This window comes from Microbacterium sp. ZKA21 (assembly GCF_050434165.1).
Taxonomy (GTDB): domain Bacteria; phylum Actinomycetota; class Actinomycetes; order Actinomycetales; family Microbacteriaceae; genus Microbacterium.
Genome location: NZ_JBNPVV010000002.1, coordinates 332,926 through 348,481 on the forward strand (window position 1 = coordinate 332,926; position 15,556 = coordinate 348,481).

At 69.1% G+C, this 15,556-nt stretch carries 14 protein-coding genes and 1 tRNA gene; 8 read left to right on the top strand and 7 right to left on the bottom strand.

The features are described 5' to 3' along the window. Positions 1 to 28: 28 nt before the first annotated feature. Positions 29 to 2,155, bottom strand: coding sequence for a glycoside hydrolase family 36 protein (locus M2317_RS05775; RefSeq protein WP_429458202.1), 2,127 nt, complete (start codon positions 2,153 to 2,155; stop codon positions 29 to 31). A 92-nt stretch (positions 2,156 to 2,247) separates the two neighbouring features. Between M2317_RS05775 and M2317_RS05780 the strand changes: the two genes are divergently transcribed. From M2317_RS05780 to M2317_RS05790, 3 genes are all read left to right on the top strand, one after another. Continuing rightward, on the top strand, positions 2,248 to 3,363 hold the full coding sequence (locus tag M2317_RS05780; protein ID WP_429458204.1) for an ROK family protein: 1,116 nt from the start codon (positions 2,248 to 2,250) through the stop codon (positions 3,361 to 3,363). Positions 3,364 to 3,448: 85 nt separating this feature from the next. Continuing rightward, complete coding sequence (locus tag M2317_RS05785; RefSeq protein WP_429458206.1) at positions 3,449 to 5,563, top strand: alpha-galactosidase; 2,115 nt, start codon at positions 3,449 to 3,451, stop codon at positions 5,561 to 5,563. A 56-nt stretch (positions 5,564 to 5,619) separates the two neighbouring features. Then, positions 5,620 to 5,710 (top strand) — tRNA-Ser (locus tag M2317_RS05790). A gap of 109 nt (positions 5,711 to 5,819) precedes the next feature. On the opposite strand, the gene M2317_RS05795 is transcribed toward M2317_RS05790, so the two are convergent. Further along, entirely contained in the window at positions 5,820 to 6,731 is a 912-nt protein-coding gene (locus M2317_RS05795; protein WP_429458208.1) for an aminoglycoside phosphotransferase family protein, read from the bottom strand. Between the two features lie 137 nt (positions 6,732 to 6,868). Here M2317_RS05795 and M2317_RS05800 point away from each other — a divergent pair, with 137 nt between their 5' ends. Then, complete coding sequence (locus M2317_RS05800; RefSeq protein WP_429458210.1) at positions 6,869 to 7,387, top strand: AAA family ATPase; 519 nt, start codon at positions 6,869 to 6,871, stop codon at positions 7,385 to 7,387. Positions 7,388 to 7,621: 234 nt separating this feature from the next. After that, positions 7,622 to 8,473, top strand: a complete 852-nt coding sequence (locus M2317_RS05805) for an SDR family NAD(P)-dependent oxidoreductase (protein WP_429458719.1) — start codon at positions 7,622 to 7,624, stop codon at positions 8,471 to 8,473. A gap of 226 nt (positions 8,474 to 8,699) precedes the next feature. On the opposite strand, the gene M2317_RS05810 is transcribed toward M2317_RS05805, so the two are convergent. Then, on the bottom strand, positions 8,700 to 9,122 hold the full coding sequence (locus tag M2317_RS05810) for a VOC family protein (RefSeq protein ID WP_429458212.1): 423 nt from the start codon (positions 9,120 to 9,122) through the stop codon (positions 8,700 to 8,702). A 109-nt stretch (positions 9,123 to 9,231) separates the two neighbouring features. Between M2317_RS05810 and M2317_RS05815 the strand changes: the two genes are divergently transcribed. Both M2317_RS05815 and M2317_RS05820 read left to right on the top strand, forming a co-directional pair. Further along, positions 9,232 to 9,777 carry a PadR family transcriptional regulator gene (locus tag M2317_RS05815; protein ID WP_429458213.1) on the top strand — a complete coding sequence of 182 codons (546 nt, stop codon included), beginning with the start codon at positions 9,232 to 9,234 and terminating at the stop codon, positions 9,775 to 9,777. Continuing rightward, on the top strand, positions 9,774 to 10,517 hold the full coding sequence (locus M2317_RS05820; RefSeq protein WP_429458215.1) for an alpha/beta fold hydrolase: 744 nt from the start codon (positions 9,774 to 9,776) through the stop codon (positions 10,515 to 10,517). Before M2317_RS05815 ends, M2317_RS05820 begins: the two co-directional genes overlap by 4 nt. Before the next feature lie 4 nt (positions 10,518 to 10,521). Here the strand turns inward: M2317_RS05820 and M2317_RS05825 are convergent, their stop codons facing one another. After that, positions 10,522 to 11,310 (bottom strand): DNA/RNA non-specific endonuclease, encoded by a 789-nt coding sequence (locus M2317_RS05825; protein ID WP_429458217.1) that lies wholly within the window; start codon positions 11,308 to 11,310, stop codon positions 10,522 to 10,524. A gap of 94 nt (positions 11,311 to 11,404) precedes the next feature. Here M2317_RS05825 and M2317_RS05830 point away from each other — a divergent pair, with 94 nt between their 5' ends. Next, positions 11,405 to 12,538, top strand: coding sequence for a calcium:proton antiporter (locus tag M2317_RS05830; protein WP_429458218.1), 1,134 nt, complete (start codon positions 11,405 to 11,407; stop codon positions 12,536 to 12,538). A 31-nt stretch (positions 12,539 to 12,569) separates the two neighbouring features. Here M2317_RS05830 and M2317_RS05835 read toward each other — a convergent pair whose 3' ends face one another. The 3 genes from M2317_RS05835 to M2317_RS05845 are packed head-to-tail and all read right to left on the bottom strand — an operon-like array spanning position 12,570 to position 15,495. Further along, positions 12,570 to 13,631, bottom strand: a complete 1,062-nt coding sequence (locus tag M2317_RS05835; protein ID WP_429458220.1) for a Gfo/Idh/MocA family protein — start codon at positions 13,629 to 13,631, stop codon at positions 12,570 to 12,572. After that, on the bottom strand, positions 13,628 to 14,365 hold the full coding sequence (locus M2317_RS05840) for a cupin domain-containing protein (RefSeq protein ID WP_406248992.1): 738 nt from the start codon (positions 14,363 to 14,365) through the stop codon (positions 13,628 to 13,630). Before M2317_RS05840 ends, M2317_RS05835 begins: the two co-directional genes overlap by 4 nt. Further along, a complete protein-coding gene (locus M2317_RS05845) occupies positions 14,362 to 15,495 on the bottom strand; it encodes a Gfo/Idh/MocA family protein (RefSeq protein WP_429458222.1) in 1,134 nt (377 codons plus the stop codon). Before M2317_RS05845 ends, M2317_RS05840 begins: the two co-directional genes overlap by 4 nt. Between the last annotated feature and the right edge of the window lie 61 nt (positions 15,496 to 15,556).

A 15,556-nucleotide genomic window follows, 5' to 3' on the forward strand; every position in this document is an offset into this window, starting at 1 on the left:
GGAGCTGCCCTCCCCGTCCGTCCCCGCGTTACAGCGCCCGTACGTCGAACGTGCGGGCGCTCGGCTCCGCCGTCGGTGCGGTCGTCTCGAGGACGCCGGACTCGGCATCCCATGCCCAGGTCCAGCCGGCGGCATCCGCCGGGAAGAACGGGGTCACTTCGATCTCTCGTCCTCGCGCCCAGGGCAGGTGCAGGGATGCCGTGGCGCCGCCGCCACGACGCCACACCGAGACGTAGGCCTGCGCGGCCGTGGGGTCGTGCAGGCCGAGGGAGACCCACTCGGCATCCCACGCGGGCAGCCCGAGTGGCCAGACGGGGTGGCGGTCGCGGACGTCGGCGAGCACCGTCTTCTGCGCGGTCACGGCGGCGCGCACGGCATCCACCTCGACCGACGTCATCCGGTTGAGGTATCCGGACAGGTACATGCGGCCGAGCACGCCGTTCACGAGGGCGAACGTGCGCGCCTCCGTGCTCATCCCGGTCTGCGGGTATGCCCAGTTCCCGGCCTGCTCGGGCAGGATGGCGGCAGGAGCCGCCGCGGCGATCGAGGCGTAGGCGACGGGGTCCTGCTGATCGGAGGTCGACTGCATATGCAGGCGGGACAGCAGCGCGTAGTCCATCCGCATCGCACCCGAGGAGCAGTTCTCGATGAGGAGATCCGGGTGGCGCTCCTGGACGGCGTCGATCCAGTCCAGCAGGGCCCTGGCATGCTCGAGGTGGCCGTGGCCGGGGGCGAGTCCGCCGAGGTCGCTCCCAGGGCCGGTCATGGTGTTCTCGTCCATCTTGATGAAGCCGATGCCGTATTCGTCCACGAGGCGGTCGACCACGGCATCCAGATGCGCACGAGCGGCCGGGTGGCGCAGATCGAGGAGGTGCCGACCGTGCTCGGCGATGCGCACCCCGCGGCGCTGGAAGAACGCGTCGTCCGGCAGCGTCTCGGCGAGAGGCGAGCGCACGCCGATGACCTCCGGCTCCAGCCACAGCCCAGGCGTCATGCCGCGCGAGCGGATGTGCTCCGTCACCTCGGCGATGCCGCCGGGGAAGCGGACCGTCGACGGCTCCCAGGCGCCGACGCCGTCCCACCAATGGCCGTCGGCGTACCAGCCGGCGTCGATGCAGAAGTAGTCGGCGCCCGCCTCGGCCGCGGCGTCGACGAGCGGGAGCAGTCGCTCGGTGGTCGGGTCGCCCATGAGGGTGTTCATATAGTCGTTGAACACGACCGGAAGTGCATCGTCCACTGCGCGGGGATGCCGGATCGCGCGGCGGTGATCGGTGAGGGCGTGCAGGGCGTCCGCCGTATCGCCCAGTGCGACGGCGAGCGACACGGGGACCGAGGCGAACGTCTCCCCGTCCCGCAGCCGCACGCTCCACTGGTGCTCCTGATCGGTGGGACCGGACAGCAGCACGTAGGCGCCATGGCCGTTCTCGCCGAGCTCGGCCAGCCACGGACCGTTGTGCTCGATCTGCCAGGCCAGGGCGTATCCGGCATCCGTGGCGGCCACCGCGGCGACGGGGACCTTCTCGCCGCTGGACCACGAGCCGCGATTCCCGAGCGTGATGCGGGTGCGCGGCGGCTGATGGTGATGCGCCTGCCGGAGGACGTCCACGAGGCCGGCGGTGCGCAGCGGCTCCACCCGCCACCGGCTTTCGGCGATCCAGTCGTTGTCGGCGTGCGCGAGGACGAGGGCGTCGACGGATTCCGCTCGTGCGTCGGCGAGGAAGGATCCGGTCGCGAAGCTCGACACGGCATCGATCACGAGGTCGGTGGCGACCGTCACCTCGGTCCATGTGCGAAGCGCGGCGGTCGATCCGTAGGCCTCGAAGACGCTGGTCACACGGATGCCGCGAGCGGCGTCGACCTGGGTGATGCGCAGCTCGTGCCGGTCATCGTGCGCGGTGCGCGTCTCGGATGCGAAACGGAGCTCGCGGCCGATGACGGTGTCCACATGACGGTAGCTCCCTGGAAACCGCCCGTGGCCGAAGGCGGAGAGCTCCACGAGCGGCTGCTCGCCGTGCCCGCCGGGAAGGACGGGCTCCGGCGCCGGCGACCCGGCCGGTCGCACGCCGAGCACCGACACCGGGCCGTCCTCGGGGGCGGCGAAGCTCACGGAGAGGCCGGGGGTCTCCCAGCGGATGCTGCGGTGGTCCGTTGTCATGGAAATCGGCGCTCCTTCGCGGCGGATGTGATGAGATCCTTTCAAGAGCGGCGGGATCCGCGCAACATACTATGTTTATTGAGGTGACAAACATGGCCGAGATGTCGGCACCGATGCGCGCGGCTCTGCTCGAGGTTCTCATCCACGGCGAGTTGCCGCGCGCCGAGATCGCACGGCGACTCCTGCTGTCCAGAGCGAGCCTGACCCGCATCACGAGACAGCTCGTCGACGGGGGATTCCTGACCGAGGGGGAGACGCGGCTGGTCGGCCAGACCGGCCGCCCGTCGGAGATGCTCTCGGTGCGCGCGGAGGCCCTGCACTTCCTCGGGATCAAGCTCACCGGCGACCGCCTCTACGCCGTCGTCACCGACCTGTCCGCGCGCATCGTCGCGGCTGCGGAACAGCCGATCGAATCACGTGAGCCCGCGGATGTGGTGGCTCAGATCGCCGCGGTCGCCCGCGAGTTCGCTGAGGCGGGGCACGAGCTGTCTGCTGTGGGGATCGCGCTGGCCGGTCGCGCTCGTCAGGGGCAGGGAGGCGCCATCGTGGAGCGCTCCGCGTTCCTGGACTGGACCGACGTCGCCCTGGGGTCGCTTGTGGCGAAGGCCACAGGACTGCCGTGCTCCGTCGAGAACGACGTCCAGGCGCTGACGGCGACGGAGCACTGGTTCGGTGCGGGTGCGGGCATCGACGACATGGCGCTGATCACGGTCGGCGTCGGCATCGGGTGCGGATTGGTCGTCAACGGCGAGGTCGTCGACGGCGCGCACGCTCGGGCCGGCCAGATGAGCCACATGATCGTCGACGAGGCAGGGCCCTACTGCGGGCTCGGGCATCGGGGGTGCGTATCGAGCCTGCTCGTGAATGCGGCGATCAGCAAGGCCGTGCGCCGGAACGAAGACGAGTACGAGCAGTCCGTCGAGGACGCCCGTGACGGCGATCCGATCGCGCTGGCGGCGTTCGCCGATGCCGGACGTGCGCTCGGCGCGCTCATCGCCACGGTCGTGAACCTCGTCGACCCGAAGAAGGTCGTGCTCACCGGCGACGGGATCGCGGTGCACGAGCTGGGGGGAGATGCGATGCGCGCCGCGCTCGCCGAGCGACTCGATAAGGACGCCGCGGAGGTGGATCTGGACGTGCGAGCGTGGGACTTCTCGAAGTGGGCTCGGGCGGGTGCCGGAATCGCGGTTCGAGGGATGCTCACCTAGCCTCTTTGTTTCACCAATTGACAAAGTGGGCTCATTCGCGGGAATCTTGTGTGGACGGCTCGACCGTCACGACGGAGGTTTTCTGATGCCCATCATTCGCCGCTTCCACGCCGCCGGCGCTGCGCTGCTCGTCGCGTTCCGCGACCACGGACTGCCCGAGGTGCTGCACTGGGGAGAAGACGTCGGCGACGTCTCCACCGACGCGCTCCGAGCCCTCGACGAGGCGAGCGCACGACAGATCCCGGCCAGCGCCCTCGACGTGGCCTGGCCGCTGACGATCCTGCCGACGGAGCGGGACGGATGGGAAGGGCATCCAGGTCTGTCCGGCGCCGTCGCCGGTGCGCCGTTGCATCCGGACTGGTCGGTCACGGACGTGGATGCCGACGAGCACGGGTTCTCGATCGCCGCGTCGGCGGAGGGGATGACGCTACACAGTACGCTGCGCTTCGATGACGCCGGCGTGCTCCGCGTCGATCATCGCGTCGTCAACAGCGGCGATGCACCGCTGACGATCGCAGCGCTCGACGCGACGCTGCCGGTCGCCGCTCGAGCGCGGGAGCTGCTCGACTTCACCGGGCGGTGGACGCGGGAGCGCTCGCCGCAGCGGCGTCCGATCGCGATGGGAACGCATCTGCGCGAGTCGCGGCGCGGGCGGACGGGACACGACGCTCCGACGCTCGTCGTGGCGGGGACGCCGGGTTTCGGCGACCGCTCAGGAGAGGTCTGGGCCGTTCATCTCGCGTGGAGCGCGGACGCCGTGTACCGCACCGATCGACTGCCCGAGGGGCGCAGTGCGCTGGGTGCGGGGGAGCTGTTGCGACCGGACGAGATCGTTCTCGCCCGCGGTGAGGAGTTCGCGGCGCCGACGGCCGTCTTCGTGTGGAGCGACGCCGGTCTCGACGGGCTGTCCGCGCGGCTGCACCGGTCGCTTCGCGCGCGGACCGCCCATCCGTCGGCGCCGCGTCCGGTCGTGCTGAACACGTGGGAAGCGGTCTATTTCGATCACACCCTCGAACCGTTGACGGCGCTCGCCGATGCGGCCGCCGAGGTCGGTGTCGAACGGTTCGTGCTCGACGACGGCTGGTTCCTCGGTCGCCGCAGCGACACGGCCGGGCTCGGCGATTGGCACGTGGACGGAACCGTCTGGCCGGACGGGCTGCACCCGATCGTCGAGCACGTGCAAGCGCTCGGGATGGGATTCGGCCTGTGGGTGGAGCCGGAGATGGTCAGTCCGAACTCGGGCCTTGCGGCTGAGCATCCCGAATGGCTTCTCCGGATGCCGGAGCGGACCACGCGGTCGTGGCGCAACCAGTTCGTGCTGGACGTCGCTCAGCCCGAGGTCGCGGACTACCTGCTGGAACGGCTGGGGGCGCTGCTGACCGAGTATCCGATCGAGTTCCTGAAGTGGGATCAGAACCGGGACGTGCTGGAAGCGGTGCACGCCGGGCGGGCGGGGATCGATGCGCAGACCCGGGCGGTGTACGCGCTGCTGGACGAGCTGCGTCGCCGGCACCCGGACGTCGAGATCGAGTCCTGCTCCTCCGGTGGGGCTCGTGTCGACCTCGGCATCCTGGAGCACACCGATCGGATCTGGGCGTCGGACACGAACGACCCTCTCGAGCGCTCGCGCATCCAGCGCTGGACCGAGCTGCTGCTGCCGCCCGAACTGATCGGCAGCCACATCGGCCCGGCCAAGGCCCACACGACCCAGCGGGCGACCGAGCTCAGGTTCCGGATCGCGACGACGCTGTTCGCGCACGGGGGCATCGAGACCGACATCACCCATCTGACCGCAGACGAGCGGGCGGAGGTGAAGGCGTGGATCGGCGAGTACAAGCGCTTGCGGGGGCTCATGCACTCCGGCGAGCTCGTGCACGGCGACGGGGACGACGACGGGCAGGTCCTGACCGGCGTGGTGTCCTCGGATCGCCGTCACGGACTGTTCCGGCTGACGCGTGAGGTGACGGGGGAATGGGCGGTGCCGCCGGCGCTGCGGCTACCAGGACTCGACGCCGCGGCGGACTACCGTGTGCGGGTGGTCCCTGCGCTGTCGGCGACGAGATTCCTGGACGCGAAGCCGGTGCCGTGGATCGCCGAGGGGGCCTGCGAGCTGCCGGGATCGCTGCTCGGCGCGATCGGCGTTCGGGTGCCCCTGCTCGCGCCGGCATCCGCGCTCGTGCTCGAGGTCGAAGCCCTCTGACGCCGGGCCGATCACCCGATTCGCGCAGACGCCGCGTCTCCCGTAAACTGATCCGCGGTGACGTGTCCGAGCGGCCGAAGGTGCAACTCTCGAAAAGTTGTGTAGGGTAACCCCCTACCGTGGGTTCAAATCCCACCGTCACCGCCATGGAAACCCCCGCAGAACCCTTGAAAACACTGGGATCGCGGGGGTTTCGTCATGCCCGTCCGACTTCGCCGGCCGGAGGGCCGGTGGACGGCCTGCTCCCGGAATCATGTCACGCGTCTGAGAGGACCCGGTCGAGCGCCGTCCGGCCCAGCGGCCCCCACGCGGGCTTGCCGCCGGGCAGACCGCGATCGCCGTTCTGGCCCATCAGCATCAGGAAAAGGCACTTCAGCACGGCCAGCCCGCGAGCACGCCGGATCGTCGCGTCATCAGCCTCGGCGTAGATGGTGAAGAAGCGTTCTGCCCCACCCGCCGGCAGCAGCAACCAGGCGGCGGCCAGGTCCACGGCCGGATCGCCGGCGAACAGGTCGCCGAAGTCCACGACGCCCGCCAGCGTCCCGTCTGCGACCACGACGTTCGCCGGATGCAGGTCACCGTGCACCCACACTGCTGGTCCTGTCCACGCCGGGGCTGCGACGGCATCTTCCCAGACGGCCCGAACCGCGGCGGCGTCGGAGCGGATCGCGTCCGCATCAACGGATTCGAGGAAGTCGTCGAAGCCGTTCGTGAGGCCGCTCGGGTGTCCACCGCGGACCGTGTCAGCCGGTGCATCCGTGGGGGCAGCAACATGCAGCGCCCGGAGAAACGTCGCCAAGGCGTCAGCCGCGTGCTCGCTGCGCGTGATCGGCGCGTGGTCCAGTGGAAGACCCGGCACCCACGTCATCACTGTCCATATTCTGGGGAATCGCTCGGAAGGAGCACCATTGCGCATCGGGACGGGGATGGGCAGTGGCAATCGCGGGGCGATCAGCGGCAGCCACCGGCGCTCCTTGAGCTGGTGATCGAAATCGGTATCCATCCGCTGGACCCGCACGGCCAGCTCGTCTCCGAGGCGCCACATCTGATTGCCCCAGCCGCCTTCCACCTCACGAAGCGGCAGCTCAGCGAGGTCCGCGTGCTGGTCTCGCAGCAGATCGCGGATGAGGCTCGCGGTGATCTCGGTGTCGCCCTGCAATTCGGCCATGTAGAGCAACCTACTGAGGCTGGTGCCGATCTGTCGTACTTGTCGTGCTGTGCCGGCGAACTCGTCGAAGTCGCGTCCGAGCGTCCAGAGGGCGCGCATTCCACGGCCGTCCGGCCAACCCCGTTAGGCTGGCCCGCGTGAGCAGGGTCATCTTCATGTGCGGCCCGGCCGGATCCGGCAAATCCACCATTGCGCGTCAACTCGAGGCCGAGGGCATGACGCGGCTGTCCTTCGATCAGGAAGCGTGGCATCGCGGCATCCGGACGATGCCCTTGCCGCCCGAGATGCATCGAGAGATCGAAGACGAGCTTCGCGACCGGTTGATCGCGCTGGTGCGGGCCGGCACCGACGTCGTTCTCGACTTCTCGTTCTGGTCGCGCCGACAACGGGATGCCTATCGCGAACTGCTCAGGCCCTTCGGGCTCGAACCGGAGACGATCTATCTGGCGACGCCCCGTGGCGTTGCTCTCCAGCGTGTCCGTGATCGCGCGACATCCCACGGAGATGAGTTCGAGCTCGATCCGGATGTCGCCGCGGCATACTTCGATCACTTCGAACAGCCCACCGATGACGAAGGTCCGTTGACGGTCATCGACCGGTGGCAGTCGGCTCCGTCGGGCGAACGATCGTCTGTGAGCCCCGACGGCGCGCTCTGACAGTATGACGCGGCCATGTGCGGTCGTGATCAGCCCCTGACGGCACGAGCGTGTTGCTTGTCCGCTGCGCGTCTGATTGCGGCAGCATCCTGAGCGCCGAGGCGATGGTCGAGGAGCCGACTGCCGGCCAGGCGCTCCATCGTGACGGCGGTGATCGGCCGCGATCGCTATCGTGGAGGGATCACTCCTCGCAGCCGCAGCCCTCGCGCCGATGATCTCGGTGCTCCGACGAGCGTGTCCGGAACCGCCCAGCAGAAGACCATCGTGATCACGGGAGCGAGCGACGGCATCGGTGCCGCGGCTGCCCGTCGGCTTCATCGGGACGGCCATCGGATCGTCGTCGTCGGCAGGTCCGCGCGCAAGACCGAGGCGGTCGCCGCCGAGCTGGGCGCAGATCATTTCGTCGCTGACTTCGCTCGCCTGGCGGAGGTGCGGACGCTCGCGGTCGAGCTCGCGGCGAGGTATCCGCGCATCGACGTCCTCGCCAACAATGCGGGTGGCATCTTCGGCGACCGGGGCAAGACGGTCGACGGGTTCGAGAAGACGTTCCAGGTCAATCACCTCGCCCCGTTCCTGCTCACCACGCTGCTGCTGGACACGCTGATCGCGAGCGGTGCCAGCGTCATCCAGACCGCCAGCGTGGGTGCGCGCCTCTTCGGCCGGGTGAACATGGACGATCTCGACCATGACCGTGACTTCTCGCCAGAGCTGGCGTACGGCAGCGCCAAGCTGGAGAACATCCTCTTCACGACAGAGCTCCATCGCAGGTATCAGGCACAGGGCCTGTCCGCCGCCGCTTTCCATCCCGGTCTCGTCGCGACCGGCTTCGCCGCCGACAGCGACAGCTTCATGAAGCGCTTCTACGGCAGCCGCCTCGGGCGGGCGGTGATGTCGGCCCCTGAGAAGGGCGCGGATCAGCTGGTGTGGCTGGCGACGACGACACCCGGCTCGCAGTGGCGGTCCGGGGTCTACTACGAGAAGCGGAGGCCGGCGCGCCGGAACAACCCGCAGGCTCTCGACCCTGATCTCGCGCGTGATCTCTGGGACCGTTCGGCGGAGCTGGTCGACGAGTCCGAGCAGCGGTAGGCCGGGAGAGAGCCGAGCGGCGAACGCGGCACGCTGGTCGTCGGCGGGATCCTCTCGATCCAGTGGCGTGAGCAGTGCGCGCCCTGCGAGGAATCGCGCGGCGCGAGTCGGGGCAGCTGCTCGTAACGGGCACGGTCGGCGGGGCAGAGGTCGATCGGGCCGGCATCCGCGGCATCCCCCAGGCGATGCGCACGGGACCTGACGTCGCGAAACCGCGGGGATGAGGTCAGGGTACGGGCGGTCGGGCGGTGCGAAGGACGTGCGGTGTGCGCGGGGCGAGGACCTCGACGCGGTTGCCGAACCCGTCGCGTGCGTGGAACCGGACGTGCCCCTCGAACGTGTCGCGCTCCGCCCGCGACACCTCGAAACCGGCCGCTTCGATCCTCGTCGCCAGCGCATCCAGGTCGGCGACGCCGTCGACGACGAGCGCAGGGTGCGCCTTCTTCGCCGGGACGAACGGATCGTCGACGCCGACGTGGATCTCGGCCTCGACGACACCATCTCGGATGCCACGGAACCAGCATCCGCCGCGTCCACGCAGCGACGGCGGCTTCTCGACCTCCTCGAGACCGAGCGCGTCGCGGTAGAAGCGCCGGGCGAGCTCCTCTTCGCCGCGCGGCATCGAGACCTGAACATGGTGCAGCCGCATCGCGCCTCCATTTATCTTGATGTCAAGATAAATCTAGCAGGCTGCTCGGCTGATCTGGGCAGTGATGCCCTAGTTGACTAGTCTCCTAGGGGTGTGTTTCACTGACGTCATGACACTGTCCCGCATCATCCTCGGCTTCCTCGCCGTGAGGCCGATGACCGGCTATGACCTCATGCGTGCCTTCTCGACGTCCGCGGCCTATTTCTGGCGCGCCGACAAGGCACAGATCTACCGCACGCTCGCGAAGCTCGTCGACGAGGGCCTCGCCCGCACCGAGGTCGTGCCGGGCACGAATGCTCCTGACCGCGTCGTCCACCACGTCACCGACCGGGGACGCGAAGCGCTGCACGCGTGGCTCGTCGCCCGGCCGGAGTCGCAGGCGCCCCGCGACTCCTTCGTCGCCAGGATGTTCTTCGCCGGAGAGCTCGGCGATGACGAGATCTCATCGCTGATCGATGCCCGCGCGACGGACGCGACGACGGCGCGGGACGCGCTCGCCGCAGTCCGCGCCGAGACTCCGCGCCCGGACCCGCGCTCGGACCGTGCCGGATGGTTGCGCTCCATGACTCTGGATCAGGGCATCCGCGAGCACGACGAGCATCTCGAATGGCTCGACGCTCTCAGGACGGGGCTCGGAGCGAAGGAGAGCCCGTGACGCGTCCGGTGCTCTTCCTCCACGGAGGAACTGTCGGCGGCTGGAGCTGGGCTGGGCAACTGCCGGCCTTCGACGACCGCCTCGCTCTCGCTCCCGACCTGCCCGGGTACCTGTCGCGATGGGACGAACCGTGGGACGACTTCGATGCCGTCGCGGCCCGCCTGGCAGCGTTGATCGATGCGGAAGCAGGAGAACCCGTGGATGTCGTCGGACTTTCTCTGGGCGGGATCACCGCGCTGCACCTTGCCGCTCACCATCCCCAGCAGCTGGCGAGCGTCTTCGTCACCGGAGCCTCGGTGCTTCCCTATCGTCCGTCGATGCGCCTGATGAACCGGGTGGCGCTCACTGTTTGGTATCGGCGTTTCTATTGGGCGGGCATGGCCCGCCAGTTCGGTCTGGAGGGTGAGGAGGCGAAGCGTTTCGTGGTCAACAGCCCGCCGATCTCCCGTGCGAAGCTGATCGAGCAGCTGCGCGAGGTCTACCCCGGAGGCCTGACGCGGCTGGAGGACATCGCAGCCCCGCTCATGGCGATCGCGGGCGAGCGCGAGATGCGGTACTTCCACGACAGTCTTGACGTGATCCGCGCGGTTCGTCCGGACGCGACGATCGGGCTCGCACGCGGAATGCACCATGCGTGGAACGCGGAAGATCCCGCACTCTTCAATCGCATTCTGCGCTCCTGGCTCGACGAACGCACGGCGCACCCCGAGCTGCTCCCGTTGCCGCCGAGAGGATCCTGACGGGTCACCGCAGGCGCACATCCTCCAGGGAATCGAGCTCGCGCCACGGGCCGGGCCTGGCCGCCGGCGCCGCCATCACATCCGCGCCGACCAGCGGCCCGAGGTCGACGCCTGCGGCATCCGCGATGTCCACGATCGGCACCTGGAACGTGCGGAACGCCCCCAGCGGCGGCGCCGCGAGCGCTCCTTCGCTGACATCCACCAGCTCTGACTGATCCAGCAGGAACCCGGTCGCCGCGAGACCGGCTGGTCCGTTCCATGCGGCGACCTTCCAGAACCTCAGCGGGATCCGGATGCCGCGGTACGCCGGATCCTCCGATCCGAGTACAGGTGCGGTGAACACCGACACCCGCTGATCCGTGCTCTCCGCGTACGACAGCACGTGATCCTCGAGACCGAGCCACAGCTCTTTGGACTGGTTGAACCCCGCGGCCTGCGGTGCCGCGTTCGGGTAGAAGAACGTAGCCTCGGTGGCCTCGCGGGCATCCTCGAGGTCGCCCCACCCCGGATCGCGCCGTCGGACGAGGTGTCCGCGATCGAGGTCGTTGCGCGCGTACACGTCGGGACCCGCCTGCTGCTCGGCATCCGCTCGGGGATCCAACCGCCAGTCCCCGGACCTGAGCACGTCGCGCAGCCGCGCGCCGTCGATGTTCACGCCGGTGACGGACGCGAGCCGTCGGCTCGGATCGAGCAGCACCGAGAACCGCGGATAGGGCAGCTCCACCACAGAACCGGCCGGCCGCGGCAGCGGAACCTCGGCATCCAGGAACGCGGGGTCATAGCCGTCTGTCATGCCACCCAGCGTAGGATCGAGGTGCGACATCGCGACCGGGACGACCCGGTTCGTGACATTCTTTCGGGGACGGCCCCGCCCGAAGGAGAACCTCATGCGCACGCGACTGGTCGGCCCCGCCGAGATCACTCGCATCGTGATCGGCTGGGGCGCATTCGTCGTCCTGCTGCTGATCCACCCGCTTCTGGAGGCACCGGCGCCGGTCGCCACCCTGATCATCGCTCTGGTCGGCATCGTCGCGGTCATCCTGTTCTGCGCGTTCGGCGTGGTCAAGCAGGCCGAGGCCCTCGCGCACCGGCTCGGCGACCCTTACGGATCGCTCGTGCTGACGCTCTCGATCGTCCTGATCGAGGTGGTGCTGATCGCCGCTGTCATGCTCGGCCCGGGGGAGCACGCCACGATCGCCCGCGACTCGGTCATGGCCGTGTCGATGATCATCCTCAACCTCGTGATCGGCCTGTGTCTGCTCGTCGGCGGGCTCCGCCACGGAGCGCTGCGGCACAACAGGGTCGGCACCTCCGCGTACCTGACGATGCTGATCGTCCTCAGCGTGCTCGCGTTCGGGCTTCCGGCGGCGATCGGCACGGACGGTGCGTACACGACGGGGCAGGAGATCCCGATCGTGCTGCTGACCCTCGCCGTCTACGCGTTCTTCCTGTACCAGCAGATGGGTTCCAGGGCCGTCGACTTCACGGAGCCGGATGCCGCGGCATCCGACCTCTCCGCTCCGGACGCCGCGACGCACACGCCCATCGGGGACGTGCTGCGCGAGCACCGTCGCGAGATCATCACGCGCCTCGTGCTCCTCGTCGTCACCGTCGTGCCCATCGTGCTGCTGTCGCACGACATGGCGGCGCTGCTCGACGACGGTCTCGGGCGTCTCGGCGCGCCGCCCGCGCTCGCGGGCCTCCTGATCGCGGCGATCGTCTTCCTGCCCGAGTCGATCACCTCGGTGCGCGCGGCGCTGGGCGGCGACGCGCAGCGCGTGAGCAACCTCTGCCATGGCGCGCTCGTCTCCACGGTCGGACTGACGATCCCGGCGGTTCTCGTGATCGGAATGGTCACGGGGCAGACCGTGATCCTCGCCGAGACGCCGGCGGACATGCTGCTGCTCGGCGCGACCCTCGTGCTGTCCGTCGCGACGTTCGCCGCGAAGAAGACCACCGCGATGCACGGTGCCGCGCACCTCGTGATGTTCGCGGCGTACGTGGTCGTGCTGTTCAGCTGAGGTGCGGATCGCCCGGCCGGTAGCCTCGGACTCACCCGGTGAGGACTCGCGCCGACGTCTGCGCCTGCAGGCTCAACTCGGCGGCCTTCAGCGCGTGCGCCTGGGTCATCGCGACCTCGGTCCGATCGAGGCAGTCGCGGATCAACTGCCCGAAGAACGGATAACCGGTTCGGCCACCGGCCTCGAACCGGTACTGGCCGTCCTGATTCACGAGGAGCACCTGACCCGCTCCGTTGTCCGTGGTGATGTCGACGTACTTGCGCATCTCGATGTAGCCGTCGGTGCCGAGGAGGATCGTCCGCCCGTCCCCGAAGACGCCGAGCCCGTCCGGAGTGAACCAGTCCACGCGGACGTATCCGGTCATCCCGTTGTCGAGCACGACGTGCGCGTCGCCGAAGTCCTGCAGTCCAGGAGCCTCCGGATGCGCGTAGTTCGCGACCGTGGCGCTGACGATCTCACCGTCTTTCGCACCCGTGTAGTACAGCATCTGCTCGAAGTTGTGACTGCCGATGTCGCACAGGATGCCGCCGTACCGCTCCGCGTCGAAGAACCAATCAGGGCGACCGGTGCCGATGCGGTGCGGACCGAAGGCCGACACTTGCAGAACGGTTCCGATGGCGCCCTGCGCCACGAGTTGATCGGCGAGGATCGCCGCCTCGGAGTGCACGCGCTCGCCGTAGTAGACCGCGTACTTCCTTCCGGTTCGCGAGGTCGCCTCCCGAACCGCCTCGAGCTGGTCGAAGGTTGTCAGCGGCGCCTTGTCGACGAAGTAGTCCTTGCCGGCCTCGATGACGCGCAGACCCAAGGGGGCGCGCTCTGAGGCGATGTCCGCACTCGCGACCAGACGCACGTCCGGGTCGCTCAGAACCTCGCGCTCGCTCGCGGCGACGCGCACCCCGGGGAAATGCGCGACGAATTCCGCCACCTTGACAGGGTCGGCGTCGTAGACCGAGCGCAGCGTCGCGCCGGCATCGATCAGGCCCCGCGTCATGCCGATCACGTGTCCGTGGGCGAGACCGACGGCGGAGAACACGAAGTCGCCTGGCCCGACGACGGGCTCGGGCAGCGGGTCGAAGACGTACGGATGGTTCACTGCTGATTCTCCTGAGCGTGGGGGGTGCGGTTGGTGACGTCGTAGGTGCGCAGCCGACCGCACATGCCGAAGACCGGTTCGCCGGATGCGGGATCAGCGCGGCTCACCCGCGCTTCGCCGAGGTGCGACGCGGAGCCGGCAGCGATGGCCGTCGCCCGCTCGAGCTCCCGTTCCGCCTGGGCGAGAGGGCCCTGTTCGACGAGGGCGCCCCAGGTCTGCGCGCGCGAACGCACTCGTTCGACCGCCGCGGAATAGAAGGCATCGAGCGGTCCGCGGTCTCCCGCGACCACGGCGTCGCGCAGCGCTTCGAAGCCGGAGACGGCCAGATCGCGCCTGCGTGAAGCCCGTGCCGCGCGCCCGGAGACGTCACCGAGCGAGGTCGCCGACTCGTATGCTTCGGCATCCGCCACCACGTCCACCGGGAACGTGAGCACGGCATCTCCGGCCTCGGGCAATCCGTCGTTGCTCATCAGCACGATCACGCGGAGCTCGCCCTGGTTCACCGCGCGGTGCACGGTCCCCGGAGTGAACCAGACGACCGAGCCCGCCACGAGCGGAGTCTCGCGGTAGCCGTCAGCGTCGATCGTGTGCAGGGCGCCGTGCCCGGCGACCACGATGTACGCCTCGGTCGAGACCAGGTGCACATGCGGGCTGCCGCCGCAGATGCCATCCGGCGCGGCATCCGCATACACCTCCAGGTCGGTCAGCGATGTGCCGCCGGGGAAGGTGCTCACACCCGCACCGCCTCGGCGACGGAACGCTGCTTCTCGTAGAAGTGAGGTGCGGACGACACGAGATGGCCCGCGCGGTAGTACGGGTCGTCTTCGGACAGGGGGAGGGAGACGACCCTGCGATCGAAGCCCGCCTTGTAGATCGCTGTGACGACCTCGACGGCGTTGCGTCCGTCCTGGGCGTCGGCGATCGGCGCGCGTCCGGTGCGAATCGCATCGAGCATGTCGCCGATCTGCCCGGCATGGCCGTGATGGGCCAGCGGCTCGAGGTCGGCGGCGACGCGCTCTATCCGCGCGACCAGCTCGGCGTCGCGTTCACGCTCGGGGAATCCGTCCGGCCGCGCCCGCTCGGCGACGACCTTCCAGGGCTGCGATACGCGCGCCTTCTCGCCCTGGACGATGATCTCCTGCTCCTCGCCGTGGTGCACGACGGAGCTCGTCAGCTGGGCGAGGCCGCGGCCGTATCGGAACACCGCGACCGAGAGGTCCTCGACCTCGGCGTTGTCGTGCTGCGCATTGGCGAGCATGGCCGTGATCTCGCTCGGTCGGCCGAGCAGCCACAGCAGCAGGTCGATGTGGTGGATCGCGTGGTTGAGGGTCGATCCTCCGCCCTCCTTCTCCCAGGTGCCTCGCCACCACAGGTCGTAGTACGGCAGTCCTCGCCACCACGCGGAGTCGACGCGGACGTGCGAGATCGAGCCGAGCAGCCCGGAGTCCACGACGGCCTTCAGCGTGGCGAGGTCGTCGCGGAAGCGGTTCTGCGCCACGACGGAGAGCAGTTTTCCCGATCGCTGCTGCGCGGCGATCATCGCGTCGCACTCCTCGAGCGACGGAGCCATCGGCTTCTCCACGAGCACGTGCACCCCGGCATCCAGCGCCGCGACCGCCAGCGCCGCATGCGTCGACGGGGGCGTCGCCACGCTGACCAGGTCGAGCCGTGCGTCGGCGACCATGGCGAACGGGTCGTCATACGCGACCGCGTCGGTCAGGCCGAAGCCCTCGGCCTTCTGGGCGGCCTTGCCGGGGACGACATCCGCGAGCGCCACGATCTCGCAGTCCTCGCGGAATGCGAGATAACCGTTGATGTGGGCATCCGCGATTCCGCCGGTGCCGATGATTCCGATTCTGAGCATGTCTCTTTCCTTCGGGTGGACCAGTCGGTCCGGTGATGGGTGCGCAGCGCAGCGCAGTGGA

Coding starts and splice junctions, on each gene's coding strand:
- M2317_RS05810 (WP_429458212.1), bottom strand. CDS start 9,122: ATGCGGCTGCACCATGTTCAGGTCTCGATGCCGCGCGGCGAAGAGGAG.
- M2317_RS05780 (WP_429458204.1), top strand. CDS start 2,248: ATGGCCGAGATGTCGGCACCGATGCGCGCGGCTCTGCTCGAGGTTCTC.
- M2317_RS05785 (WP_429458206.1), top strand. CDS start 3,449: ATGCCCATCATTCGCCGCTTCCACGCCGCCGGCGCTGCGCTGCTCGTC.
- M2317_RS05825 (WP_429458217.1), bottom strand. CDS start 11,310: ATGACAGACGGCTATGACCCCGCGTTCCTGGATGCCGAGGTTCCGCTG.
- M2317_RS05845 (WP_429458222.1), bottom strand. CDS start 15,495: ATGCTCAGAATCGGAATCATCGGCACCGGCGGAATCGCGGATGCCCAC.
- M2317_RS05815 (WP_429458213.1), top strand. CDS start 9,232: ATGACACTGTCCCGCATCATCCTCGGCTTCCTCGCCGTGAGGCCGATG.
- M2317_RS05775 (WP_429458202.1), bottom strand. CDS start 2,155: ATGACAACGGACCACCGCAGCATCCGCTGGGAGACCCCCGGCCTCTCC.
- M2317_RS05795 (WP_429458208.1), bottom strand. CDS start 6,731: ATGGCCGAATTGCAGGGCGACACCGAGATCACCGCGAGCCTCATCCGC.
- M2317_RS05830 (WP_429458218.1), top strand. CDS start 11,405: ATGCGCACGCGACTGGTCGGCCCCGCCGAGATCACTCGCATCGTGATC.